This window comes from Roseibium sp. AWQ4_254, from assembly GCF_056161025.1.
In genome coordinates this window covers 36,558-60,830 of the sequence record NZ_JBSWYH010000012.1, presented here as the reverse complement: position 1 = coordinate 60,830, position 24,273 = coordinate 36,558, and the positions used below count along the sequence as shown (strand labels likewise).

Below are 24,273 nucleotides of genomic sequence, written 5' to 3'. Positions count from 1 at the left end.
ATACAGGCGTGCCGCGCTTGCCCGCACGGCCTATCCCTGCGCCGGATCCCGGGGCATTTCGTAGCGCTCCTTGCCCAGTTCAAAAATGGCCAGTTTGGCAGCCATCACCAGGCAAAAACAATAGAACACCGTGCCTCCGCCGGTGAGCCAGTAGATCACCGGCAGTTCCATAAGGTGAAAGGGCAGAAAGGCGCGGCTGAGGCCGGGCCGCGTGCGCCACCAGCCACGAACGGGCGGGGCCGCGTTGGCAACCAGACCACTGCACCAGTCAAAGGCAAGCGCTGCAAGCAGTGCGGTTTTCCAGGTGAAGTCCAGCTGCGTGAGTACGAGCGCTGCGGCTCCGACGCCAATCCCGTAGGAGGTGAAAAGCTGGAGCAGGCTGGGGGATTTGCCCTGGATCGGATCCAGAAATGTCATGGGTTGGCTCCTTTGAATGTTGGCATGCCGGTCCAGCGGGCAGGAGCTGGGCCGTTTTTTGAGCTGGCCTGTGCGGGCAGTCTTTTGTGCCAGGGTCGCGTCATTGTAGGAAAATGTAGCAACTGCTACAATTCTGTTATGACACCAAGAGAGGCAAAGCAAGCGGCGCTTGTGGCCAGGGTGGCAGCCCATCTGGCCGAACAGGGTCTGGCTGCGTCCGGGCTGCGCGCTCTGGCGGTGGCGGCCGGGACAAGTGACCGGATGCTGCTCTATTATTTCAAGAACAAGGACGCCCTTCTGGAGGCGGTGTTTGACCATATCGCCGGTCAGATTGAGACAGCTCTTGGGCGCGCGTTTCCCGCAGTTGGCAGCTTGCCGCCGGAGGTTTTGCTGGAGCGCCTTTGGCACGAAAGCCGGGCCCCGCATTTGCGCCAGCCCCTGATCCTGCTTCTGGAACTGGCCGCTGCCGGGGCGAGATCCGGCGGCCCCCAGGCCCGTGCGGCGCTGAAAATGTCCGAGGATTTTCAAAGCTGGATTGCAGCGCGTCTTCTGCTGCAGCCGGGTCAGGACAGGCGGCAGGTCGCCGGCAGGCTCCTGGCAACCCTGGACGGTATGGCGCTGCAAGACGCGCTGCGCCGGGCGGCTGAAGTCCCAGGATCAAAAGCCTGAAGCGCCCCGCATTGCATCAGATGTGCCTTTCGCGGCCTTAAATCAAAGAGTTCAACGGACAGAGACAAAACGGTTTGAAGCCATTGGATGGTAGCGTGCGCCAAAGGGCGGCGTTCTTCTTCTGAGGCCACCAGCTGTTGTTTTTGCGCCGTCTTTTATTTTGCGGGTCTTTCGACACTTGGAGTGTTCCCGGTCTTTTGCAGGCGATCAATCACATCATTTTGCTGCTCGGCAGAACTGTTGGAGTGTGAGGCTCTTCCCTCAGCCGAAATGAGCACCTGAAAACCGTGCTGCGTATGTTGGAGATATTTCTCGAAACAAGACAGGTTTTGGCGCGTGAAAATTGCGGACAAATTTTCATTTGCGGCTGTGAAAATTTCTTGTTATTTTTCATTTGTCCGGCGTGCAGACAATCTCAGGTGCAGGTCACGAGGCTGAAAGGGGAGGGAATGTCTGGAAAACATCAAGTCGGACAAGATATTCGCGCCTTGCGCGTTTCCCGCAAGATGACCTTGGAGAATCTGGCGCGTGCGCTTGGGAAATCCGTCGGATGGGCCTCGCAGGTCGAACGCAACAAATCAAAGCCGTCAGTGGATGATCTTCACAAAATCGCTCGCGTACTGAAGGCGCCGGTTTCAATTTTCTTCGGTATTGCTGACGCTCCAGAGGAAGAACGGGGTGTGGTGGTTCGTGCAGCAGCACGCCGGGAAATTGGTGAACGCGACAACGGCTTGTTCGAAACGCTTATTTCTCCCGATCTCACGGATGACTTCGAAGTCATTCACTCCAGCTTTTTGCCTGGATCCTCACTCTCCAAGGCCAGGAAACGCGCGACAACGGAAGTCGTCTACCTCGTTTCCGGTAAACTGGATATCTGGATCGCGGAGAAAAAATTCACGGTCGATGCCGGCGACAGTTTCCGCATCAAAGGCTCGGAATACCGTTGGGCAAACCCTTATCACGACCCTGCGCTCGCAATCTGGGTCATCTCTCCCCCCGTTTATTGAGGTTTGACCATGGCACTTCCTTCCACAGCACGTGTTGTCATCATCGGCGGCGGTATCGTTGGAACCTCGGTGTTATATCATCTGGCAAAGTCGGGCTGGTCTGACTGTGTCCTGCTGGAGAAAAATGAACTGACTGCAGGATCGACATGGCACGCCGCAGGCAACACACCTAATTATGCGACCAACTACGGTGTGTTGAATATGCAGCGCTACAGTCTTGCGCTCTATCGCAATCTGGCGAGGGAAGTGGATTACCCGATCAACTACCATGTGACCGGTTCGGTTCGTCTCGCCCACTCAGAAGAACGTATGATGGAATTCGAGCGGGTGCGCGACATGGCAGGTCATTTGGATCTCACCATGGAAATGTGTACGCCGGAGCAGCTAAAGCAGCATTTCCCGTTCATGGAAACACACGACCTTGAAGGTGGTCTATGGGATCCTCTGGACGGCGACATCGATCCCTCACAGGTGACGCAGGCGATGGCCAAGGGGGCGCGCACCCATGGGGCGCAAATTGTCCGTTTCAACCCGGCGACGGGTGTGTCCCAGGACAATGGCGAATGGATTGTTCACACTGAAAATGGGGATATCCGCTGCGAATATGTGGTGAATGCTGCGGGATATTATGCGGACCGTGTCGCGAAGTGGTTTCTGCCCTTTGGTGGGCGCCAATTGCCTTTGACCGTGATGAGCCACCAATACTTCCTGACTGAGGCGGTTCCCGAGATCGAAGCCTTGACCAAGGAGAATGGCCGCAAGCTGCCATTGTTGCGCGACGTAGATACATCCTACTATCTTCGTCAGGATACCTACTCGCTGAATCTCGGGCCTTACGAGCGCAATTGTCAGGCCGCTTGGGTCAACGACGACGACCCCATGCCTGACGATTTCAGCTTCCAGCTGTATCCCGACGATCTTGACAGGCTGGAACTGTACATCCTGGATGCTATGGAACGGGTTCCGCTTCTGGGGTCGCGCGGGGTTCAACGCAATATCAATGGTCCCATTCCCTACGCACCGGACGGACTGCCAATGCTGGGTCCCATGGCGGGTGTTCCCAACGCTTTTGACGCCCATAGCTTTACCTTCGGTATTGCCCAAGGCGGTGGAGCTGGCAAAATCCTGTCCGAGTGGATAATGCATGGTTATACCGAATGGGATATGTGGTCCGTCGATCCGCGCCGCTATACGGGTTTTGCCGATGCTGACTACAGCCGGGCAAAGGCGAGCGAAACGTATGGCCACGAATACGCTATGCATTTCCCGCATCATGAATGGTCAGCCGGACGCAACAAGAAGCTCTCCCCAAACCATGAACGTTTGATCCGTGACGGTGCGCAAATGGGCGCCTATGGCGGCTGGGAACGTGCAAACTGGTTTGCAAGAGAAGGAGACGATACTTCTGAACGTGCGACGCAGACCTGGGATCGCAAGGGTCCCTGGGAGCCTCGGATCCGGGAAGAGGTTGAGGCGGTTCGGGACGGTGTCGGCGTCATCGATATTTGCGGTTTTTCGCGCTTTTCCGTGAGCGGTGCGGGAGCTGCGGACTGGTTGGCCGGCAAGACCGCCGGCGCCTTGCCCAAGATCGGACGAATGGCCCTTCTATACTTCTCTGATGCGCGCGGCCGTGTGCTGAGCGAAATGTCATGCCTGCGCCATGGGGAAGACGCCTTTACCCTTGTCACTGCGGCTGCGGCACTTTGGCATGATCAGGAACTCCTGGCCAAAGATCTGCCGGACACGGTGACCTTGAAAGATGTTTCCGAGGAGACTGTTGCCCTCTTGGTCACAGGGCCAAAATCACGGGATCTCTTGGCGCAATTAAGCGATGCAGATTTGTCCCTCGGCTGGTTGACCCATCAAACTGCGACCCTTGCTGACAAACCCGTCATGCTGGCACGTGTGTCCTTTGCCGGTGAGCTCGGCTGGGAAGTTCACGTGGCGACCTCCGAGACCCGGGAAGTCTATGCGGCTATACGTGAGGCGGGAGCCAGACCCTTTGGCATGTACGCTCTCAATTCCATGCGGATCGAGAAAGGATACCTGACCTGGAAGGGAGACCTGTCATCTGGCTACAGCCTTTTGGAGACCGGTCTGGCGCGGTTTGTACGTTTGGACAAGCCAGAAGATTTCCCGGGCAAAGCAGAACTTGCAGCCGAAGCGGAAAACGGCCCGGCAAGACGTCTTGTGACCCTGATCGTGGAAACGGGGTCACAGGATGCACCCTATATGGCGGCTGTTTTCTCAAACGGCAGGAGAGCTGGCGAAATCACCTCGGCTGCCTATGGGTATAGGGTGAATGCCGCCATTGCCCTTGCCATGCTGGACGCGGAGGTGGCAGAAGCCGGCGGCTTTGTTGAGATCGACGTCTACGGGAAGCGCCTCAGCGCCAAAATTCAGGCAACATCTTCCCTCTGGGATCCAGAAAATGCGCGTATTCGCGCCTGAGGCTCAAGAAGGACATGGAAATGGCAATTCCACCAAAGAGTGCCCGCGTCGTCATTGTTGGCGGCGGCGTGATCGGATGTTCGGTCGCGTATCATCTGACGAAACTGGGCTGGAAAGATGTTGTTCTTTTGGAGCGCAAGCAGCTTTGCTGCGGCACCACCTGGCATGCGGCGGGCCTGATCGCTCAGCTGCGCGCAACCCAGAACATGACCCGTCTGGCCAGATACAGCCAGGAGCTCTACGGCAATCTTGAAGCGGAAACCGGTCTGTCCACCGGCTTTAAACGCGTAGGCTCCATCACGGCCGCCCTGACGAACGAGCGTCAGGAAGAACTGATGCGTCAGGCCTCAATGGCGCGTGCTTTCGGGGTTGACGTTGAGGCGGTTTCCCCAGGTGAAATCAAAGCCAAATATGAGCATCTCAACTGTGAGGATGTTGTCGGCGGCGTCTATCTTCCTCTCGATGGCCAAGGTGACCCGTCCAATATCGCGCTTGCATTGGCAAAAGGGGCAAAGCTGCGCGGCGCCAGAGTGCTGGAGCGCACAAAGGTCACGGGCTTTGTCAAAGACGGCCGCCGGATTGTCGGCGTTGAATGGGAAAACCAGGAGGGTGAAGGTACCCTTACGTGTGAGCACGTGGTGAATTGCGCTGGCATGTGGGCGCATGACGTCGGCAGGCAGATGGGCACCAATGTCCCGCTTCACGCCTGTGAACACTTCTATATCGTGTCCGAAAAAATTCCGGGTCTGACACAATTACCGGTGCTGCGCGTGCCGGATGAATGTGCCTATTACAAGGAAGATGCGGGCAGCATCATGCTCGGTGCATTCGAACCGGAAGCAAAGCCCTGGGCGATGAAGGGAATTCCGGAGGATTTCGAATTCGATCAGTTGCCTGAAGACTTTGACCATTTCGAGCCAATCCTGGAAAAGGCGGTGAACCGGCTTCCGCTATTGGCAGAAACGGGTATCCAGACGTTCTTCAACGGACCGGAAAGCTTTACGCCGGATGACGCTTACCATCTGGGACTTGCACCTGAGATGGACAATGTCTGGGTGGCCGCCGGTTTCAATTCCGTCGGCATCCAGTCTGCAGGTGGCGCCGGCATGGCCCTTGCGCATTGGATGGACAGCGGCGAGAAACCGTTCGACCTGGGTGATGTCGACATCATGCGCATGCAACCGTTTCAGGGCAACAAGACCTACCTTTTCGAAAGATCAAAGGAAACCCTGGGCCTGCTCTATGCAGATCACTTCCCTTATCGCCAGAAAGCGACGGCACGCGGCATCCGCCGGTCTCCCTTGCATGAGGCGCTCAAGGCTGAAGGCGCCGTCATGGGGGAAGTTGCAGGTTGGGAGCGTGCGAACTGGTTTGCAAATGCAGGTCAGTCGCCGGAATATGCATATTCCTGGAAGCGGCAGAACTGGTTTGAAAACTCCGCTTTGGAACACAGGGCGGTCCGGGAAAACATCGGGATCTACGATATGTCTTCCTTCGGCAAGATCCGTGTCGAAGGGCCCGATGCTGAAGCATTTTTGAACCGTGTTGCAGCCAGCAATTTGTCCGTACCGGTCGGTAAGATCGTTTACAGCCAGTTTTTGAACGCCGGTGGTGGTATTGAGGCGGATGTCACGGTCACTCGGCTGTCTGAAACCGCCTATATCGTGGTGACACCTGCGGCGACACGCCTTGCCGATCAGACCTGGATGCTGCGCCAGATCAAGGACGACCGGGTGTTCCTGACCGACATGACCGCAGCAGAAGCTGTGATATGCGTCATGGGCCCCAATTCCCGGCAATTGCTGCAAACAGTCTCGCCAAACAACTTCACCAATGATGTGAACCCCTTTGGAACCTGTCAGGAGATTGAAATCGGCATGGGGCTCGCCAGGACTCATCGTGTGACGTATGTCGGAGAACTTGGGTGGGAGATCTACGTATCGTCAGACATGGCCGCCCATGTTTTTGAAGTTCTGTGGAATGCCGGCCGGGATTTGGAGGCCAAGCTGTGCGGGCTGCACATGATGGACAGCTGCCGGATTGAGAAGGGCTTTCGTCATTTCGGCCACGATATTTCAAGCGAAGACCATATTTTGGAGGCTGGTCTCGGGTTTGCCGTCAAGAAATCAGATATCCACTATATCGGCCGGGACGCGGTCTTGCGCAAACGCGAGCAAGGTTTGCAAAAACGAATGGTGCAGTTCCTGTTGAGCGATCCAGAACCACTCTTGTATCACGCCGAACCCATCATCCGGGACGGCTCAATCGTGGGTTATTTGAGCTCAGGGAACTATGGCCATACGCTCGGCGCTGCTGTCGGAATGGGCTATGTGCCGTGTGTGGGCGAAACGGCAGACGATCTTCTGGCTTCGCGTTTTGACATCGAGATCGCCGGCCAGCGGGTATCGGCCAAGCCGTCTCTCGCTCCCCTGTATGACCCGAATTCGGCACGGGTGAAGATCTGAAGCGAAGTTTGCCATCCTGTTAAATGGACGCACACTTTCTGGCTGCTCTGTGGCGGTACTCAAAAGATCGGATTGAGACTGATTTTTCAGATGGCTTCGTGTGGAAGTGGCCGCGTTGGCTTTCAAGCTGCGGACAGGGTCGTTTGCACAGTTGAAGTCGTCGAGATTGGCTTCGGCCTCCCGGTTCAGCATTGACATCGTGCGTTTGACCGATGCCGTGACACTGCAAGCATTGGTGCTGCGAGGAATTGGGCAGATGGCGGATTTTGAATAGAGGGAGAAAGGTCATCGCCTGGAGGCGGGAGCGTGTGGCGGCGGAATGCAATGTCCATCGTCAGCGGATCGCTTCTTTCGTTCTGGCACTGCCTTGCCGCACCCTGTTCCATCCTGAAACCTTCCATTCGGGAAAAGAGATCGCTTCATCCGCAAAATGAACACTTTGCGAAAGTTGATTGCAGTCCTTAAACCGTTTTTGAACGCTGCCGGCACCGGCAGAGCGCGTCTATATACCAAGCGCGGTTGAACTTGGGCTAATTGATGCCCCAATTCCGTTCAACGGCTAGGGGCATCGCGCGACCCGGTCTGGTTGACCGGGTAAGTGGAGCATCTTGCCGCCGCCTGTCCCGGACACGGAAAAGTGGACAGGCACTGCCAGAGAAACCGCCTTCAACGGTCTATCTTTCAGAACAGATAACCTGTCTGATCATAAAATAAATGATCAGTCCGCCAACTGCAGACAGGCCAGAGACTGAAAAACCTAACAGGATGTCCACAAACTTAAAGGTCTGCCGCAGAATGGGCTTGAATCTGGGTCAGTAATTTTGACGTGGCCGTTTTCAACTTGTGTTGGTGTTTCAAGCCAACTCCAAAACACGCGATTTGACATGTTTCGTACCGAGTTTCAGTTTGTTAAATTTGCTCCCGTCCGTTTGGCTGTCCGCTCTGTGGCCTCCTGCATGTATGCTCTGTTACGCCCAGACCGTCTTGATTGGCAGGGCCCGTGGCAGATACGGGCCGACAATGACCGCCTTGCGCTGCGTATGGAGCGGCCTGACAGCCGCACCACTCCGGTTCACCTGACCACCTGCACCTTCAACGGGTATCAGGTTGTTGCCATGGGGCTGCCGGTGGACGGCGCAAGGGCGGGATTGGCCAGCTACGTCTATGGTTTTGTTCCCGATCCCATGGGCGCCGATCAGCTGAGTGAGGTCAGTGCAAGTGTCCAGCATACCAAATTCAATGGATAGAGACCCATCTGAGCGGTTTTGGAGGTTTTGCGGCTCGGCAAAGATCGCAGCGCGACAGGATCGCGGGCAAGATCTGCAACAAGACCGGCAGGTCCTCATCCGCGAGTGGCACAGCAGCGGAAACCGGATCGCTTTTTCAACAGGGGCGTTTTGGGGCGGTTTAAAACCGAACAATGCTCATGCTGAAAGGGCTCCAAAAGCGATCAGATCGGTTTCTTCTAAACGAGAATGGGGTGAGCTGCCCGCAAAGGCTGCGGTTCCGTCACAGGCTGGCCCCGCTGTGTGTTCTGGACTGCGCTCCGCCTAGATCTGCGCTTTGCTCTGGGCCGGCAGGCTGCCCTCTTGCATCCTTGGGACTGGCACGAGAAGGCAGGGAGACTGGTGGCGTCTGGCGTTTGGGGCGGAGGCTCCAGGCGATCCCGAGCACGCTGAACAGCAGCAGGGCGGGCAGAAGCGCAAGCGGGTTGCCCGCCGCAATCAGGGCGGTGCCGGCCGCGCAGGCCAGGGAGGCGGCGGCCTCCGCGAGGGTCGAGGCCTTGGAGGCGACCTGCCGTCGCCGGAAGGTGGTGCGTTTGGCCTGCGCCCGGAACCAGAGCTGAACCAGGATCGCGCTTGCGGCCGCCATCATGGCGCCGGTGAAGGTGACGCCTGCGCCCCAGAGCGAGAGGAATGCCAGAGCGAGGGTGATCGGCAGCAAGAGCGCGGCGACAAGCAACAAGACCGCTGCGACCTTCGCCCAGAGGCGGATAAAGGCCGTGACCGGTGCGGTTGCAATCAGATCGGGGGCATCCTCGCCGGAAATGGTCAACCAGGCCAGCCCGCCGGCAAGCTGGCCGACGGCCATGACGATCACCGGGGCGATGATCACGGAAACCTCCGTGTTTTTGCCAAAACTGACCCAGAGCATAAGGGCGGGCGGGATGAGATAAAGAACCTGCATCAAGGTCTGGGACACCAGCCAGGGATCGCGGGCGATGAGAGTCAGCTCTTTGTGAACCAGGGCGCCGAGCGGCGTATAGCCGCGAAAGGCCCGCCTGGAGCGGCGCCTGCGCGCGGCCTGTTCCGTGACCCCGAGGGCCTTCACGACAATGCAGCGGAACTGGACCGCACCGCGCCAGGCGGCCAGCGCGAAAAAGACCGCAGAGACCACAAAGACCAGAGCCACGGTAGGCAGCTGCCCGGCCACCGCGTGGGCGGGGAACCACCAGAGCGAGGCCGCATCTGGCGCATGGGCGGCCAGAAAGGCGGGATCAAAAAGCGTGAACCGGGACAGGGAGCCGAAGGACAGGACCGCAACCACCTGCATCCCGATCAGGAAGGCGGCCCCGACGATGGCGGCCAGAATTTGCGCGCACAGGCGCGTGCGCTGCGGGCCAACCGTGCGGAACAGCGCAAGCGTGATCAGCACCCCGGCACCGGTCGCTGTCAGCGCGGCGGCCAGCAGCACCACATATCCCGCAAGCCAGTGCGCCCCGTGAAGCCCCACCGCTATGTTGAGAAAGGGCGAAATGACCAGTGCCGACATGCCCCAGCTTGTCAGCGCCATCAGGACGATGCGTACCAGAAACAAATCGCGGGACGGGGCGGGGGAGGACAGGATCAGGTCAAGGTCATCGCGGGCATAAAAGGCGCGCGTGACCGACTCCATTGCCTGGGACAGCATCATGGTGAGGCTGAGCAGGACGGTGACGGAGAGCATGGCCAGCTCGGTCTGGGTCAGCGTGAAGGCGGCAGTCAGCCGGGGGGCAAGCACCGCATAGGCGATGAGATGCATCACCGCATAAAACACCCCCATGCCCAGAAGCGCGCGCCGAAGGCTCGTGTTGCGCCAGCCGGAAAACATCCAGGCCCAGTCGCGCCAGGCGAGCCGGACTTCATGGTTTGCAAACCGTCTGAGGGCGGACGGGGCCGTGCTTGCGCTCATGCGACTTTCCCGCAGGCGGAGGCGTCCACGTCTCGCCCGGGAGCTTTTGGATGGGGAATACCAGAATCGAGAATGCCAGAATCGGGAGCGCCTGAATCGGGAGAGCCTGGTTCGGCGCCGCCGACAATCTCCAGGAAAATGTCCTCAAGCGACTGGCCGCCGGCTTTTGCCTGGCCGCGCAGCTCCTCAAGCGTGCCTTCGGCGACCAGCTGTCCGCGCGCGATAATGCCGATCCGGTCCGCCATGCGCTCCGCGACCTCCAGAATATGGGTGGTCATGATGATGGACACCCCCTGGTCCACAAGGCCGGTCAGCACTGTCTTGACCTGCCGGGCGGACCCGGCATCCAGCCCGGTGAGCGGCTCATCCAAAATGATCAGGCGCGGCTCATGGATCAGGGCTCCGGCCAGCGCCACTTTCTGGCGCATGCCTTTGGAAAAGCCGCCGCAGCGCTCATGGGCATGGGGAGCAAGGCCGAAGGAGTCCAGCAGCGCGTCGGCCTTGAACCGTGCAAGGTCCGGCTCCATGCTCCAGAGACCGGCCACGAATTCCAGATATTCAAGCGGCGTCAGCTTGTCATAGACCATGGGGTCGTCCGGAACCCAGGCGAGCACCTGCTTGGCGGCAACAGGGTCCGCGAAGGCGTCGATGCCGCAGATCGCAACCGCTCCCGCATCGGCCTCAAGCAGTCCGGCCACCATCCGCAGCGTTGTCGTCTTGCCCGCCCCGTTCGGCCCCAGCAGGGCATAAAACTCACCGCCCCGCACGCTCAGGGACAGGCCATCCACCGCAGGCGCGCTGAAGCGCTTGTGAAGACCGGAAATGTCAAGGGCAGGGGCATTGGACGGGGATCTGGAGGACGGCATCGGTTTCTCGCCTGACAACATTTTCAGCCAGTTTACCGAGGGGACCTTTCACGAGGGTAAAGTCTTGGAGGGGGCAAAAAAGCGCGACAGGTCCACCTCCTGAGACAGCGCTACAAAACGATACAAATACAACGATGTGTGCATGAAGAAGCTGTGATAGGAAATTTCGATTGCGCGTTAAGTCAATAGGAGTGCCCCATGAGATTAGCTCTCTTCGCGATAACCTTCCTTTCATTTTCCTCAAACGCTGTGATGGCGGACAGTTTTTCAGCCGATGTCTGGGCGGACAACTGGTTTGAAATGCGGGTCAACGGTCAGAAAGTCGCAGAAGACAGTGTCCCGATAACAACCGAGCGCTCGTTCAATGCTGAAAGCTTTTCCTTCGAAGCAGAGCGTCCCTTTGTAATTGGTTTGATTGCCAAGGACTTCAAAGAAAATGATACCGGGCTTGAATACATTGGCACCTGGAGTCAGCAGATAGGCGACGGCGGTGTGATCGTCCAGATCAAGGATGCGGCAGGAAAGGACGTTTCTGTCAGCGATGCCGCATGGCAATGCCTTACCATCCACAAGGCTCCATTGGACAAATCTTGCGCGGGAGAAGACAATCCGATCGCGGGGAAAGGGGCCTGCTCCTTTGAGGCAATGGAAGAACCGGAGGGCTGGGACACAGCTGAATTTGATGCATCGCACTGGCCCCAGGCGAGCATCTACACAGAACGTGAGGTAAGTCCAAAGGGGGGCTATGATCGCATTCGCTGGTCGCCGGATGCGCGGTTGATTTGGGGAGCGGATCTGGAGCAGAGCAACACTGTTTTATGTCGTGTGACAGTCAACTGAGTGTGATGTCGCGGTTTGGATCAACGGTCCGCTTTATTTTTGCATAAACAACCCGCCCGATCGTCTCCGATGGGCGGGTTTTTGTGTTTCAGGGCGGTTTGAGCCATTTATTGGCCTAAATAGTCCATCCTATGCCGTCACGGACAACAACAGAATACCAGCTCTTAACTACACCCGCTTGTCGAGCCGCAAGTGTCGCATTTCAGGCAGGTGCCGTTCCGGACCATGGTGAAGTTGCCGCATTCAGAGCAGCTTTCGCCTTCATAGCCCTTCATGCGGGCCTGGGCGATCTGCTGGGCGGCGCTGGCCGTTTGGGGCGCAGAGGCCGGGGCGATCTCCACGGCGGCGGTTTCGGCCCCGCGGGCAAAGGCGGTTGCGACCGCCGTCACCTGGGCCGAGGGGCTGCTGGCAGTCTGGACGGAAATCGCCTCGGTGGTTTCCCCCGCCGGGTCGGAGCCGGAGACCAGGCGGAAGCGCTCGGTCTGGCCGCGCACCAGGCCGTGGGAGACCACCTGTCCGCTCTTGGCCGCGCCTTCGCTTGCGGCCGGGCTCGATCCGTTTGAGCCGAAGACTTCCGGTGGCACATGGGCCAGATCGTGGCGGCCAAGATAGGAGACGGCGAGCTCGCGGAACACATAGTCGAGGATCGAGGTCGCGTTCTTGATCGCGTCATTGCCCTGAACCATGCCGGCCGGCTCGAATTTGGTGAAGGTGAAGGCGTCGACATATTCCTCCAGCGGCACCCCGTATTGCAGGCCGAGGGAGACGGAAATGGCGAAGTTGTTGATGAAGGCGCGCAGGGCCGAACCTTCCTTGTTCATATCCAGGAAGATCTCGCCAAGGCGGCCGTCATCATATTCGCCGGTGCGCAGGAACACCGTATGGCCGCCGATCTTGGCCTTCTGGGTGTAGCCCTTGCGGCGGGCGGGCAGCTTTTCCTGCTCGCGCACCACCCGTTCCACGATCCGCTCCACAATCCGTTCCGCCACCACTTCGGCGTGGGCGGCCTGGGGCTTGGCGGCGATCTCTTCCACAGCGTCTTCCGCTTCGTCCTCATCCTCCGACAAAAGCTGGGAATTGAGCGGCTGGGACAGTTTGGAGCCGTCCCGGTAGAGCGCATTGGCCTTCAGGGCGAGTTTCCAGGACAGCATGTAGGCTTCCATGCAATCCTCGACCGTCGCGTCATTGGGCATGTTGATCGTCTTGGAAATCGCGCCGGAGATGAACGGCTGGGCCGCCGCCATCATGCGGATATGGCTTTCCACGGACAGGAAGCGTTTGCCGATGCGCCCGCACGGATTGGCGCAGTCAAACACCGGATAGTGCTCTTCCTTCAGGAAGGGCGCGCCTTCCAGGGTCATGGCGCCGCACACATGGGTGTTGGCGGCTTCCATGTCGGCTTTGGTGAAGCCAAGGAAAGTCAGGAGGTCGAATTCCGGATCGTCCAGCTGCTCGTCGGTGACCCCAAGCGCCTTCATCTGCTCATCCCCAAGGGTCCAGCGGTTGAACACGAACTTGATGTCAAAGGCCGATTTCAGGCCGTCCTTCAGCTTGGCCAGGGTCTCGGCAGTAAAGCCTTTGGCGGTGAGGCTCGCCGGATTGATGCCGGGGGCCTGATCAAGGGAGCCATGGCCAACCGCATAGGCCTCGATCTCGCCGATCTCGGCTTCCGAATAGCCGAGCTTGCGCAGGGCTTCGGGCACGGCCCGGTTGATGATCTTGAAATAGCCGCCCCCGGCCAGTTTCTTGAACTTCACCAGGGCAAAGTCGGGCTCAATGCCGGTCGTGTCGCAATCCATGACCAGGCCAATGGTGCCGGTCGGGGCAATCACCGTCGATTGGGCGTTGCGGAAGCCGTTCTGTTCGCCGAGTTCGAGCGCCCTGTCCCAGGCCTTTTTCGCCCGTTCCACCAGAAGGGGCTCGGGGCAGGAGGCATGGTCGAGGGCAACAGGATTGGTGTTCAGACCTTCATAGCCTTCCGTTTCGCCATGGGCGGCGCGGCGGTGGTTGCGGATGACGCGCAGCATGTGCCTGGCGTTTTTCTTGTATCCTGGAAAGGCCCCCAGTTCTCCGGCCATTTCCGCAGAGGTGGCATAGGCCACACCGGTCATAACGGCGGTCAGCGCGCCGCAGAGCGCGCGGCCTTCCTGCGAATCGTAGGGGATGCCGGAGGTCATCAGGAGGCCGCCAATATTGGCATAGCCGAGGCCGAGCGTGCGGAACTTGTAGGAGAGTTCGGCGATTTCCCTGGACGGGAACTGGGCCATCAGCACCGAGATTTCAAGAACCACGGTCCACAGGCGCACGCCATGTTCATAATTGTCGATGGCGAAGGAACCGTCTTCGTTGCGGAACTGCATCAGGTTCAGCGAGGCAAGGTTGCAGGCCGTGTCATCCAGGAACATGTATTCCGAGCACGGGTTGGACGCGCGGATTTCGCCATCGCCGATGCAGGTGTGCCAGTCATTGATGGTGGTATGGTATTGCAGGCCCGGATCGGCAGAGGCCCAGGCGGCATAGCCGATCTGTTCCCAAAGCTCCTTGGCCTTGACGGTTTTCAAGGTGTCGCCGGTGCGCCGGGCGGTCAGATCCCAGGTGCCGTCTTCGGTGACCGCCTTCAGGAAGCCATCGGTGACCCTGACAGAATTGTTGGAATTCTGGCCGGCGACCGTCAGATAGGCTTCCGAATCCCAGTCGGTGTTGTAGGTCGGGAATTCGATCTTGGTGAAGCCCTGGCGGGCGAACTGGATGACACGCTGGATGTAGTTTTCCGGCACCATCATCTTCTTGGCGGCGCGGATTTCCCGTTTCAAGGCCGGGTTCTTGGCCGGGTCGAAACAATCGCCATTGTCCGCCTCGCAATTGATGCAGGCGCGCATGATGGCGCTGAGGTGCTTCTGGCAGATCTTGGAGCCGGTGACGAGGGCGGCCACCTTCTGCTCTTCCTTGACCTTCCAGTTGATATATTCCTCGATATCCGGGTGATCGACATCGACCACCACCATCTTGGCCGCGCGGCGGGTGGTGCCGCCGGACTTAATGGCACCGGCCGCCCGGTCGCCGATTTTCAGGAAGCTCATCAGGCCGGAGGACTTGCCGCCGCCGGAGAGTTTTTCGCCTTCTGAGCGAACATGGGAGAAGTTGGAGCCGGTGCCGGAGCCGTATTTGAACAGGCGCGCTTCGCGCACCCACAGATCCATGATGCCGCCGTCATTGACCAGATCATCCTGAACCGACTGGATGAAGCAGGCATGGGGCTGGGGATGCTCGTAGGCGGTCTTGGACTTGGTCAGCTTGCCGGACTGGAAGTCGACATAGAAATGGCCCTGGCTCGGCCCGTCAATGCCATAGGCCCAGTGCAGGCCCGTGTTGAACCATTGCGGGGAGTTCGGGGCAACCTTCTGGGTGGCGAGCATGTAGCGCAGCTCGTCGTAAAAGGCCTGGGCATCCGATTCCTGATCGAAATAGCCGCCTTTCCAGCCCCAATAGGTCCAGGTGCCGGCCAGCCGGTCGAAGACCTGACGGCCATCGGTTTCCGAACCATAGCGGGTGTCTTCGTCAAGTGCTTCAAGAGCGGCCTCGTCGGCCTCGTGGCGCCACAGCCAGGAGGGAACCGAGTTTTCTTCCACCGCCTTCAGCCGGGCCGGAACTCCGGCCTTGCGGAAATATTTCTGGGCGAGAATGTCGGAGGCGACCTGAGAAAACTGGGCAGGGACCTGAATGTCCTCCAGCCGGAACACAATGGACCCGTCCGGGTTGCGGATCTCACTTGTGGCAGTCCGAAATTCGATGCCGGCGTAGGGCGATTGCCCTTCCTTGGTGTAGCGCCGCTCAATCCGCATTCTCTCAGTCCCCTTCGTATCCCCGCCGGCTCTTTCTGGAGCCGGTGCAATTCCGATATGTGCCCGGTGTGGCGAAATCGCCTGCCTCGTCACTGGACACGGCCGGCCAAGAGCCGGTGTTGATCCTGTATGTAGCGTTTCCTGCGGCTGGGTCTACTATATATAGTGCCTATCAACAGGTTTGTCACGATATGCACACCGACAAGAGCGCACAAAAAGCCGTCTTCCGGTATTGGAGGAAAACGCGGAAACGGATACGCTGATACTTACGTGGTCTGGATGACTGGGGCGCCGTCAGGAGCCCCTGTTACGCACATCGCAATAGTAGGGAAAATAAAGTAAACGAAATCTTAAGGTCAAGCGGCGAGTGACAACAGCTTGTGCCCATCCTGTGGGCAAACGCAAAATATTGTGGGTGCATGTGGATTGCGGGGAGCGCCGTGGAGAGCGGGGCCTGGCCCGGAAATCCGCGCTTGTTTTTCTTCGCCGGGGGTGGGCCAGTGCCGGTTCGAGCCGGTCACGTGTGAATATAGCCCAAGTTTTATGAAAATTTGACGAAAATGGCATCTGCCAGCTTCAACCCGGTTTAAGCGGCGGGTGCTTAAATGGCCCAAATCGGGTGACAGAGGGCCGCATTTTATGAAGCACCACGCAGCGTTTGGGCTGTCAATGGAAGACATAGACGCGGTTGTCGTGGAAGACAGTAAACCCATGCAGACTATCCTGCGGTCGATCCTGCTCAGTTTCAAGGTGGCCCGGGTGCGGGTGTTTGATTCGGCTGATGAGGCTCTGGAGGCGAGTCTCGCCGAGCCGCCCAACGTGATTCTGACCGACTGGCGGATGGAGCCGACCTCCGGCTATCAGTTTTTGCGCCTTGTGCGCCACCGCCACATGGAGCCGCTCTGCTACGTGCCGATTCTGTTCATCACAGCCCATGGCACGCGGCCGCTGGTGGACAAGGCGCTCAGGGCAGGGGCTCATCATGTGCTGGTCAAGCCGCTGTCCCCCTCCACCTTGTTCAAACGGCTGAAGTGGCTGTTGACCGATGACCGGCCGATCATTCTGGAACAATCGGGCTTTTACAACATCTATGGCATTCAGCGGTCCATGGATGAACAGGCGGAAAAGCTGCAGTCTCTTGCCGGAGCACGCCTTTATCACCGGGTTGCCGTCCAGAAACGGGCGAAGGTGGAAGAGGTGGTTGAAGAGGCCTTCGACAACAAGCCAAAGAAAGACCCTGTGTTTGCCGGCGTGAAAAAGGGCGGCGTGGAAAAAGCGCCATCGGCCGCCGCCAAACACATTCGCAATGCGGGCTATGTGAAATCGAAAGACCTCAAGATTCATTGAGGTTGGTGCCGGGTCTTAAGGCACCCGGCAGCACTGGACAGATGGGCCTCTTGGCGCCATAACTTAGCGGGAACCGCCGCGCGGCCTGTGCTGCGCCGGGGCTTTGTCTTTGGCAATCAGGGGACCTGTGACAGGCCATGAAAACGCTGCTGCTGGAAATTTTCACCTGGTGGAACAGCCAGACGATGGGCACCCGGTTCTTCACCTGGCGCAAGGGCGTATTTGTCGGTGAGGATGCGGCCGGTAACAAATATTATAAAGAGCGCAGCGGCAAGAGACGCTGGGTGATTTATAACGGTCTTGCGGAGGCCTCCACCATTCCACCAGGCTGGCACGGCTGGATGCATCACCGGGTCGACACGCCGCCGACGGAAGAAACCTATCACGCCAAGTTGTGGCAGAAGGGCCATGAGGCCAACAAGACCGGTACGCCGGAGGCGTACCGCCCCAGCGGTTCCATCCTGACCCCGGAAAAACGCCCCGATGTGACCGGCGATTATGAGGCCTGGACCCCGGGGAACTGAGCCGCGGGAGCCGCGTCTGAGGGAGTGGTTCAGTTCGCCTCAATGTCAGAGCGTGCAACCTTCAGGCCCCGGCGATCTGCCCGTCATCTTGCTGCGATCACATCCCGCGCGGTTGTGTGTGCGGCCAGTCTGACCTCCGTGGCTAGGGCTGAGTCTGGCAAGGTCCGCGCGAGGATCATTCCGCCAACGCAAAGCGCTGCAAGGGAAAGCGCCTTTGTGCGGGTGGCGGTGTTTTCTTCTGCCAGATTGTTCTCAAACAGCCAGACCATCGCCGTCAGCAGTTGCTGATAAGAGTTCTGAACCTGCGGGCTGCCACGGGCCACATCAGAAGGCAGGGCAATCATTGGGCATTGCCCATCCAAGTCGCCCAGATGATCCGCAGACAGGTAGCTGTCGACCATGTGTTCGACCATCTCCGGGCACAGCGTACTGGGATCGATCCCGGCATCCTCCCGCCATTTTGCGCCCCGTCCCATAAGAAAACAGGAAACGGCTTCCGCAAAGAGCTCCTCCTTGCTGGCAAAGTGATTGTAGAATCCGCCCCGTGTGAACCCTGCTTCTTTCATGATGGCGTCAATCGACACATCCTGAAACCCGTGACGATTGAAGAGAATCCGCGCCGCTTCAACGATTTTCGCGCGTGATTTTTGCTTGTGGCTTTCCGAATAGGGCATCGCATCTCTCCTTCAACGCAAAGGCATACCGCAAACACAAAATATGTTCTTGAACATAATAAGACATCTGGAACCATGGCGGACAGGTTCAAAAAGGAGACGGTCCATGCCCAGATTTATCTTCGCCTATCATGGCGCGCCCAACGTTCAGACCAGGGAAAACTGCCAGGCCCATATGCAGGACTGGTTGGCCTGGCGTGGCCGGCTTGGAGCAGCCGTTGTCGATCCGGGATACCCGGTCGGCCCGTCTAAATCCGTCAGCGCAACCGGTGTTCAAGACTATGACGGGCCGGCCGCTTTGCAGGGCGTGACCATTGTCGAGGCCAGCACGATGGAGGAGGCGCTCGCCATGGCCGCGTCCTGCCCGCATGTCACCAGCGGTGGCACGCTGGAAGTCGCCGAGGCGGTCGATATGCCCATGTAAGTGGCCGTTCCGGCAAATTTGGGGCTCACCTTCGAGGGGGGGCGCCAACCCAATCTGAAATATTAAAAAGGTTTTCCGATGCCCTCTCTCTTGGACGTTGTTCCCGGTCTTGCCGCCTATAAGCCATCGATGCTGGTTCTGGGCATTCTTGTTCTGACCCAGCTTGTGCAGTCGTTTCTGACGGCGCCGCTGGCCTATGCCAGCGGAGAACAGGTGCCGGGCATGCCGCTCCGGCATGATTTTTCCAAGTTCAGTTTCCGGAGCGTGCGGACCTATCAGAACACCACCGAGAACACACCGGCCTTTGCATTGGCTGTTCTGGTGGCCATCGTTCTGGGCGTTCCGGCGTCACTGACCAACGGGCTATCATGGCTTTATCTTTCTTTCCGGCTCGCGTTCTGGGCCGTCTATTATGCAGGCATTGGCAAGCAGGCCGGAGGACCGCGCACGCTGGCTTATGTGGGCGGGCTCCTCACCAACATTGTGCTGGGAGGGGCTGCGGTTCTCGCCGGGCTTTTTGCCTGATTTTCCTCGAAGACAGAAGCGGCCGCAGTCTCCGTGCGGCCCCTGGCAGGGAGACGGCGCTGAAAGGCTGGCGTTACGGCCCTTTGACTGGGGCTTTTGCCTTGGCGGCAGTCTCATCGGCGCCGAACAGGGTGCTGGCTGAGGAAATCATCCTGTTCAGAATCAATATGACCAGAGACGTGCTGTAGCCCAGCACAAAGGGCATGATCAGCAGCATCGACTGGTTGGTGAAGGCCAAATCCGATTGGGTTGGCACGGTGGTCCGGTTCAGGGCCGATGTGCTAAGGCTCTTGGCAAAGCTCAGGAATTCGTGAAAGCCAAAGGGCAGGGTGAAGAACAGGGCGAACAGAGCCCCAAGCACAATCCGCTGGATGATGAAGCGGCTGTCGGAAATGTCGAAGGTAATGTCGCTGCTGACCGAGATGGCATTGAAGCCGATAAAGGCGGCCGCTCCGATGGCCCCGAGGGACATCAGCCAGAGCAGAAAAAACAGCACCATCAGCGCCCCGTTGATCCCCGGGCTGAACAACGGCTGCTCGGCCATGACCACAGACAGGATCATGGACCCGATCGAGACAGCCACCAGCCAGACGGCGATCCGGGGCAGGAAATTCGGCATCTGGGAGGCGAGAAACCGTTTGCGGTCCGCGTCGGTCAGCTGGGCAAAGAGGATCTGGGTCTTCTTCTCAATTGCCTGCCATTCCTCGGCCGTGGGCGCCCGGCCGGTCTGGCCGGGGGAGGCGGCTTTTAGCGGGTTCAGCAGCCCAAGGGAAAACTCTTCCGGAAGGGTCTTGGCTTCCCGGATCAGGAAGGAATGCAGACTGCGCAGCGTCTCCAGATCCTTGTTGAATTTGGTGTCGACAATGGTCTTGTCCGGATCGCTTGGCCGCACCGGCTGGGTGATATAGTCCCGCACCGACCGTGTCGCCTTTTTCAATTCGGATGTCAGATTGTTTTGAGACATGTGTGCGGCGGCGGGGCCGCAGCCCACAGGCTCTCCCGGCTGCGCTGTGGCGGGCGGCCGTGCGGGTCCGTTGCTGTTTCCGGCGTCCTTGACCTCTCCAACCATGCGGTTCCCCAACGCCTATAGACGAGCCCGGGAAAGGACCCGTCAAGGGTCCTGCCTTTAGGGAATGCTAGCAGGGATCGCCTTTGGTAACAACTGCAACCCGGTCCGCACATTGTGATGGGTGTGAGGCTGTTGGTGTGTATAGCGCTCCAGAGCTGTTGCCTTTGCCTGCCTATAAAGCCAGGATTTCAGCGCACAGGACTCGGATTGAACTGGAAAAACGCAGCATTTCCTAGGCGCTTTTCCAGCTGTCCAGTACCGTCAGGATTTCCTGTCCGCTGGACTGGGGGGAGAGTGCATAGAAGTCGGTTTCCAGTTTCAGGGCCTCCGAGAGACGCTGATTGTAGTCGGCCTGGGAGATTTCGCAGGTGCCGAAGCGGCTCAGGTGATCGGTCACGAACTGGGTGTCGAGCAGGGAATAGCCGCCGACGATCAGCCGGGCGACCAGATGGGCCAGGCACACTTTGGATGCATCCGTGCGGAAGGTGAACATGCTTTCGCCGAAGAATGCGCCGTTGAGGCTGACCCCATAAAGGCCGCCGACAATCTGTCCGTCCTGCCAGGCTTCAATCGTGTGGCAATAACCCATGTCGAAGAGTTCACCGTAGAGGCGGCGGATCTCCCGGTTGATCCAGGTCTTTTGACGGCCGGGCATGGGTTCGGCGCAGCCGTCAATGATGCCGTTAAAATCCGTGCTGACCCGGATGTCAAACGTGTCGCTGCGGATGGTACGCCGCAGGCGGCGCGGAAGGTGGAACGCGTCAAGAGGAAGAATGCCCCGCTGCTCCGGTTCCAGCCAGAACAGGCCGGGATCATCAGCGGATTCGGCCATGGGAAACAGGCCGCAGGCATAGGCCTTGAGCAGAACCTGCGGCGTGATTTCCATGACGATGTCGTCTTTGTAGCCAGCCATAAGGCCTCACTTCCCAGGGGCGCGGGGCAGGCCCCGCGCGCATCAAACCCGGTCAGCTGGACTTGTCAGCCAGATATTTCTCCAGCCAGTGGATGTCATACTGACCGTTTGCGATGTCCTGATTGTCCACCAAATCGCGGAAAAGAGGAATAGTGGACTTGATCTCGTCAACCACAAATTCATCCAGGCACCGGCGCAGGCGCATCATGCACTCTACCCGGTTGCGCCCGTGAACGATGAGCTTGCCGATCAGGCTGTCGTAATAGGGCGGGATCTTGTAGCCCTGATAAACACCGGAGTCGACGCGCACGCCCAAACCACCGGGCGGATGGTAATAGGTGATCGTGCCGGGAGACGGGGTGAAGGTCACCGGGTCTTCCGCATTGATGCGGCATTCGATGGCATGGCCCTCGAAGCTGATATCGGCCTGAGTGGTCTCCAGATCGCCGCCAGCGGCGATGCGGATCTGTTCGTTGACCAGATCAATACCGGTGATCATTTCGGTCACCGGATGCTCCACCTGCAGGCGGGTGTTCATTTCGATGAAATAGAACTCGCCATTCTCATAGAGGAACTCGACCGTGCCGACGCCGCGGTATTTCAGCTTGCGCATCGCGGAGGCAACAATTTCGCCGATTTCATCACGCTGTTGTGCGTTGAGGCACGGCGAGGGGGCTTCTTCCAGAACTTTTTGGTGGCGTCGCTGCAGCGAACAGTCGCGTTCGCCCAGATGGATGGCATTGCCCTTGCCGTCGCCCAGAACCTGGATTTCGATATGGCGCGGCTTGCCGAGATATTTCTCCATATAGAGAGCGTCATCACCGAAGGCGGCTTTGGCCTCGGAGCGTGCCGTGGAGAGGGCCGTGTCCAGATCAGCCTCGGTCAGGGCCACTTTCATGCCGCGTCCGCCACCCCCTGCAGCGGCCTTGACGAGCACCGGAAAGCCGATGCCGCGGGCAATCGCGTGGGCATCGTCTCCGGTCTTGACCTCGCCATCAGAGCCGGGAACGACCGGAATACCAAGATCCCGGGCCGTTTGCTTGGCCTGGATCTTGTCGCCCATGATGCGGATATGCTCGGCCGTCGGACCGATGAATTCAATGTTGTGGGCTTCCAGAATTTCGGCAAAGCGGGCGTTTTCCGACAGAAAGCCGTAGCCGGGATGCACTGCATCTGCGCCGGTGATCTCACAGGCAGCCAGCAGTTGCGGGATGTTCAGATAGCTGTCCCGGGCGGCCGGAGGGCCGATACACACGCTTTCGTCGGCCAGACGCACATGCATGGCATTGGCATCTGCGGTGGAATGGACCGCCACCGTTGGAATTCCCAGCTCTTTACAGGCGCGCAGGATACGCAGCGCGATCTCGCCCCTGTTGGCGATGAGGATCTTGGAGAACATGGCCTGGCGGCTCCTTATTCGACGACAATAAGCGGTTCGCCGAATTCCACCGGCTGGGCGTCGTCCACGAGGATCTGCTTGACGGTGCCGGATTTGGTGGACGGAATGTTGTTCATGGTCTTCATGGCTTCCACGATGAGGATCGTCTGGCCTTCAGACACCTTGTCACCCACCTGGACAAAAGCGGCTGCGCCCGGTTCGGGGGCCAGATACGCGGTGCCCACCATCGGGGAGGTAACGGTTGTTCCGGAGGCCGGTGCTGGCGCTGCAGCCGGTTCGGCGGCAGCCGCAACGGGCTGTGGTGCAACAGGGGCTGCGGCCGGAGCCGGGGCCATATTGACCGGAGCGGTGATCGACACCTGCCGCGCGACGCGGATACGGGTGTCTCCCTTTTCCAGTTCGATTTCCGTCAGATTGGTTTCGTCCAGCAGGATCGCGAGATCGCGGATCAGGGCCGTTTCTGTGTTCTTTTTTTCTTCAGACATTCTACTCGGCTCTCGTCAACTGCCGCGGGTCCGTCCAGTCCAGTTGTTGTAAGGGCTGGCCGGTGATCCTTCTCGGGAAGGGCCGGCTCTGGTCGGTCCGTCGGCTGAAATCCCTTCGTCTGTCCCGCAAGAGGCCAGCTGTGAGGATTGAAGCATGATTACTGTTCGGCTCTGAGTACCAAGAGCCAATGCAGTGGTTCTTATAGGGATACATTCCGGCAAGGAAAAGCCCAGACTGCCGGAAATCGCCCCGGGTGGATCAGTTCGCACTGTTTCCGCCTGTCCGGGCCATCGGAACGGCCCGGCATTGCGTGTGGTGCGCTTTGAGGGTCTAAGGCCGTAACCGGGTGGGAAAAACCTCATGCGCAGCGATGTCTGGCAATCGTCTAGAGAACGGTCACCTTGACACGGAAGTTCCGGATCTGGGCATCGCCCGGATAGGTTCCGATCAGCTCATGCGGTCCGTCTTCCTGGATCTGGAACAGTTTGAGTGTGCAGCCGCCGATTTTTTTGGAGCCCGGCAGCCGGGTGGTTGTGAACTCCGCCAGATAGGAGGCATCCATGTTAAACTCCGTGTCCAGGACAAGGCCGCACGTGCCGTCAAATGCGGCACCGCCCTGCGAGATCGTGAAGCCGAGGGCAAGAGCTTTGCCTGCCGGGACCTGGAACGTCTTGTCCTTGATCGTGTTGGCGCTGCCAAAGAGTTCTCCCTTCCAGGAGCCGTCAAGGGATTTGAAGTTATAATACAGGTTCTGCACGTCCATGGACAAAAGAGAGGAGGACGAGTTGGGGCTGACTACGTGAAGGGAGGCGACCGGCCCGCTTTCGGGCGCCGTGATCGGCGTTGCGCATGCGGCCAAAAGGAGTGCCAGGAGAACGGCGCTGAATTTCTGCATCTTGTGACGGACCTACCTTCGTTGTTAAAAAGCAGATGCAAGTAGGTCAGGATTGTGAAAAATAGCAATATCTCCACATTGAGAAATGCGCGCAGGCAGGGTCTTGGGGCGTGGATGTGGCCCAAAAGACGCAAAATGCTTCTGGGAGGCTCGCTGGAGGGCTTCTCTGCCAGGCTCCGCCGTTTTCAAACGGCGGGTCCTTGACACTGTCCTGAATCCAGGGTTTCAGCACAGGAGAAAACGCTGGCTGAGCTGGATGAAACGGGGCCTGTTCGAAAACAAGGCAGTG

The 24,273-nt window shown here is 58.8% G+C and carries 20 protein-coding genes; 10 read left to right on the top strand and 10 right to left on the bottom strand.

Features of this window, described 5'->3' with window-relative positions; all coding sequences use genetic code 11:
• Window positions 1–30: 30 nt before the first annotated feature.
• On the bottom strand, window positions 31–417 hold the full coding sequence (locus ACXAIC_RS11020; protein WP_475177900.1) for a hypothetical protein: 387 nt from the start codon (window positions 415–417) through the stop codon (window positions 31–33).
• A gap of 138 nt (window positions 418–555) precedes the next feature.
• Between ACXAIC_RS11020 and ACXAIC_RS11015 the strand changes: the two genes are divergently transcribed.
• The 5 genes from ACXAIC_RS11015 to ACXAIC_RS10995 all read left to right on the top strand — a co-directional run bounded on the left by ACXAIC_RS11015 (window position 556) and on the right by ACXAIC_RS10995 (window position 8,256).
• On the top strand, window positions 556–1,086 hold the full coding sequence (locus tag ACXAIC_RS11015; RefSeq protein WP_475177896.1) for a TetR/AcrR family transcriptional regulator: 531 nt from the start codon (window positions 556–558) through the stop codon (window positions 1,084–1,086).
• A 296-nt stretch (window positions 1,087–1,382) separates the two neighbouring features.
• A complete protein-coding gene (locus tag ACXAIC_RS11010; RefSeq protein ID WP_475178308.1) occupies window positions 1,383–2,093 on the top strand; it encodes a helix-turn-helix domain-containing protein in 711 nt (236 codons plus the stop codon).
• 9 nt (window positions 2,094–2,102) lie between these two features.
• Window positions 2,103–4,544, top strand: coding sequence for a GcvT family protein (locus ACXAIC_RS11005; protein ID WP_475177891.1), 2,442 nt, complete (start codon window positions 2,103–2,105; stop codon window positions 4,542–4,544).
• 20 nt (window positions 4,545–4,564) lie between these two features.
• On the top strand, window positions 4,565–7,009 hold the full coding sequence (locus ACXAIC_RS11000; RefSeq protein WP_475177887.1) for a GcvT family protein: 2,445 nt from the start codon (window positions 4,565–4,567) through the stop codon (window positions 7,007–7,009).
• 956 nt (window positions 7,010–7,965) lie between these two features.
• Complete coding sequence (locus ACXAIC_RS10995) at window positions 7,966–8,256, top strand: hypothetical protein (RefSeq protein WP_475177883.1); 291 nt, start codon at window positions 7,966–7,968, stop codon at window positions 8,254–8,256.
• 262 nt (window positions 8,257–8,518) lie between these two features.
• On the opposite strand, the gene ACXAIC_RS10990 is transcribed toward ACXAIC_RS10995, so the two are convergent.
• Together ACXAIC_RS10990 and ACXAIC_RS10985 are read right to left on the bottom strand one after the other, a co-directional pair.
• Window positions 8,519–10,180, bottom strand: coding sequence for a permease (locus ACXAIC_RS10990; RefSeq protein ID WP_475177876.1), 1,662 nt, complete (start codon window positions 10,178–10,180; stop codon window positions 8,519–8,521).
• Entirely contained in the window at window positions 10,177–11,046 is an 870-nt protein-coding gene (locus ACXAIC_RS10985; RefSeq protein WP_475177870.1) for an ABC transporter ATP-binding protein, read from the bottom strand. Before ACXAIC_RS10985 ends, ACXAIC_RS10990 begins: the two co-directional genes overlap by 4 nt.
• Window positions 11,047–11,244: 198 nt before the next feature.
• Here ACXAIC_RS10985 and ACXAIC_RS10980 point away from each other — a divergent pair, with 198 nt between their 5' ends.
• Window positions 11,245–11,886 carry a PEBP family protein gene (locus tag ACXAIC_RS10980; RefSeq protein ID WP_475177866.1) on the top strand — a complete coding sequence of 214 codons (642 nt, stop codon included), beginning with the start codon at window positions 11,245–11,247 and terminating at the stop codon, window positions 11,884–11,886.
• 164 nt (window positions 11,887–12,050) lie between these two features.
• On the opposite strand, the gene ACXAIC_RS10975 is transcribed toward ACXAIC_RS10980, so the two are convergent.
• Window positions 12,051–15,728 (bottom strand): vitamin B12-dependent ribonucleotide reductase, encoded by a 3,678-nt coding sequence (locus ACXAIC_RS10975; RefSeq protein WP_475177862.1) that lies wholly within the window; start codon window positions 15,726–15,728, stop codon window positions 12,051–12,053.
• A 669-nt stretch (window positions 15,729–16,397) separates the two neighbouring features.
• Between ACXAIC_RS10975 and ACXAIC_RS10970 the strand changes: the two genes are divergently transcribed.
• Together ACXAIC_RS10970 and ACXAIC_RS10965 are read left to right on the top strand one after the other, a co-directional pair.
• On the top strand, window positions 16,398–17,075 hold the full coding sequence (locus ACXAIC_RS10970; protein ID WP_475177859.1) for a response regulator: 678 nt from the start codon (window positions 16,398–16,400) through the stop codon (window positions 17,073–17,075).
• Window positions 17,076–17,212: 137 nt separating this feature from the next.
• Window positions 17,213–17,599 (top strand): NADH:ubiquinone oxidoreductase subunit NDUFA12, encoded by a 387-nt coding sequence (locus ACXAIC_RS10965; RefSeq protein ID WP_475177855.1) that lies wholly within the window; start codon window positions 17,213–17,215, stop codon window positions 17,597–17,599.
• Window positions 17,600–17,682: 83 nt separating this feature from the next.
• Here the strand turns inward: ACXAIC_RS10965 and ACXAIC_RS10960 are convergent, their stop codons facing one another.
• Entirely contained in the window at window positions 17,683–18,273 is a 591-nt protein-coding gene (locus tag ACXAIC_RS10960; protein WP_475177851.1) for a TetR/AcrR family transcriptional regulator, read from the bottom strand.
• Window positions 18,274–18,379: 106 nt separating this feature from the next.
• On the opposite strand from ACXAIC_RS10960, the gene ACXAIC_RS10955 reads away from it, so the two are divergent.
• Window positions 18,380–18,697, top strand: coding sequence for a YciI family protein (locus ACXAIC_RS10955; RefSeq protein ID WP_475177845.1), 318 nt, complete (start codon window positions 18,380–18,382; stop codon window positions 18,695–18,697).
• Between the two features lie 78 nt (window positions 18,698–18,775).
• Window positions 18,776–19,222, top strand: a complete 447-nt coding sequence (locus ACXAIC_RS10950; protein WP_475177841.1) for an MAPEG family protein — start codon at window positions 18,776–18,778, stop codon at window positions 19,220–19,222.
• 73 nt (window positions 19,223–19,295) lie between these two features.
• Here the strand turns inward: ACXAIC_RS10950 and ACXAIC_RS10945 are convergent, their stop codons facing one another.
• The 5 genes from ACXAIC_RS10945 to ACXAIC_RS10925 all read right to left on the bottom strand — a co-directional run bounded on the left by ACXAIC_RS10945 (window position 19,296) and on the right by ACXAIC_RS10925 (window position 23,984).
• On the bottom strand, window positions 19,296–20,291 hold the full coding sequence (locus ACXAIC_RS10945; protein WP_475177836.1) for a hypothetical protein: 996 nt from the start codon (window positions 20,289–20,291) through the stop codon (window positions 19,296–19,298).
• A gap of 232 nt (window positions 20,292–20,523) precedes the next feature.
• Window positions 20,524–21,204: a leucyl/phenylalanyl-tRNA--protein transferase gene (gene aat / locus ACXAIC_RS10940; protein ID WP_475177832.1), complete on the bottom strand. Its 681-nt coding sequence runs from the start codon at window positions 21,202–21,204 to the stop codon at window positions 20,524–20,526.
• 52 nt (window positions 21,205–21,256) lie between these two features.
• A complete protein-coding gene (accC, locus tag ACXAIC_RS10935) occupies window positions 21,257–22,603 on the bottom strand; it encodes an acetyl-CoA carboxylase biotin carboxylase subunit (RefSeq protein WP_475177829.1) in 1,347 nt (448 codons plus the stop codon).
• Between the two features lie 14 nt (window positions 22,604–22,617).
• A complete protein-coding gene (accB, locus tag ACXAIC_RS10930) occupies window positions 22,618–23,088 on the bottom strand; it encodes an acetyl-CoA carboxylase biotin carboxyl carrier protein (protein WP_475177824.1) in 471 nt (156 codons plus the stop codon).
• Window positions 23,089–23,474: 386 nt separating this feature from the next.
• Window positions 23,475–23,984: a hypothetical protein gene (locus ACXAIC_RS10925; RefSeq protein ID WP_475177820.1), complete on the bottom strand. Its 510-nt coding sequence runs from the start codon at window positions 23,982–23,984 to the stop codon at window positions 23,475–23,477.
• Window positions 23,985–24,273: the final 289 nt, after the last annotated feature.

Bases quoted from the DNA above. Each gene is read 5' to 3' on its own strand.
- ACXAIC_RS11020 (WP_475177900.1), bottom strand. From the start codon at position 417: ATGACATTTCTGGATCCGATCCAGGGCAAATCCCCCAGCCTGCTCCAG.
- ACXAIC_RS11015 (WP_475177896.1), top strand. From the start codon at position 556: ATGACACCAAGAGAGGCAAAGCAAGCGGCGCTTGTGGCCAGGGTGGCA.
- ACXAIC_RS11010 (WP_475178308.1), top strand. From the start codon at position 1,383: ATGTTGGAGATATTTCTCGAAACAAGACAGGTTTTGGCGCGTGAAAAT.
- ACXAIC_RS11005 (WP_475177891.1), top strand. From the start codon at position 2,103: ATGGCACTTCCTTCCACAGCACGTGTTGTCATCATCGGCGGCGGTATC.
- ACXAIC_RS11000 (WP_475177887.1), top strand. From the start codon at position 4,565: ATGGCAATTCCACCAAAGAGTGCCCGCGTCGTCATTGTTGGCGGCGGC.
- ACXAIC_RS10995 (WP_475177883.1), top strand. From the start codon at position 7,966: ATGTATGCTCTGTTACGCCCAGACCGTCTTGATTGGCAGGGCCCGTGG.
- ACXAIC_RS10990 (WP_475177876.1), bottom strand. From the start codon at position 10,180: ATGAGCGCAAGCACGGCCCCGTCCGCCCTCAGACGGTTTGCAAACCAT.
- ACXAIC_RS10985 (WP_475177870.1), bottom strand. From the start codon at position 11,046: ATGCCGTCCTCCAGATCCCCGTCCAATGCCCCTGCCCTTGACATTTCC.
- ACXAIC_RS10980 (WP_475177866.1), top strand. From the start codon at position 11,245: ATGAGATTAGCTCTCTTCGCGATAACCTTCCTTTCATTTTCCTCAAAC.
- ACXAIC_RS10975 (WP_475177862.1), bottom strand. From the start codon at position 15,728: ATGCGGATTGAGCGGCGCTACACCAAGGAAGGGCAATCGCCCTACGCC.
- ACXAIC_RS10970 (WP_475177859.1), top strand. From the start codon at position 16,398: ATGGAAGACATAGACGCGGTTGTCGTGGAAGACAGTAAACCCATGCAG.
- ACXAIC_RS10965 (WP_475177855.1), top strand. From the start codon at position 17,213: ATGAAAACGCTGCTGCTGGAAATTTTCACCTGGTGGAACAGCCAGACG.
- ACXAIC_RS10960 (WP_475177851.1), bottom strand. From the start codon at position 18,273: ATGCCCTATTCGGAAAGCCACAAGCAAAAATCACGCGCGAAAATCGTT.
- ACXAIC_RS10955 (WP_475177845.1), top strand. From the start codon at position 18,380: ATGCCCAGATTTATCTTCGCCTATCATGGCGCGCCCAACGTTCAGACC.
- ACXAIC_RS10950 (WP_475177841.1), top strand. From the start codon at position 18,776: ATGCCCTCTCTCTTGGACGTTGTTCCCGGTCTTGCCGCCTATAAGCCA.
- ACXAIC_RS10945 (WP_475177836.1), bottom strand. From the start codon at position 20,291: ATGGTTGGAGAGGTCAAGGACGCCGGAAACAGCAACGGACCCGCACGG.
- aat (WP_475177832.1), bottom strand. From the start codon at position 21,204: ATGGCTGGCTACAAAGACGACATCGTCATGGAAATCACGCCGCAGGTT.
- accC (WP_475177829.1), bottom strand. From the start codon at position 22,603: ATGTTCTCCAAGATCCTCATCGCCAACAGGGGCGAGATCGCGCTGCGT.
- accB (WP_475177824.1), bottom strand. From the start codon at position 23,088: ATGTCTGAAGAAAAAAAGAACACAGAAACGGCCCTGATCCGCGATCTC.
- ACXAIC_RS10925 (WP_475177820.1), bottom strand. From the start codon at position 23,984: ATGCAGAAATTCAGCGCCGTTCTCCTGGCACTCCTTTTGGCCGCATGC.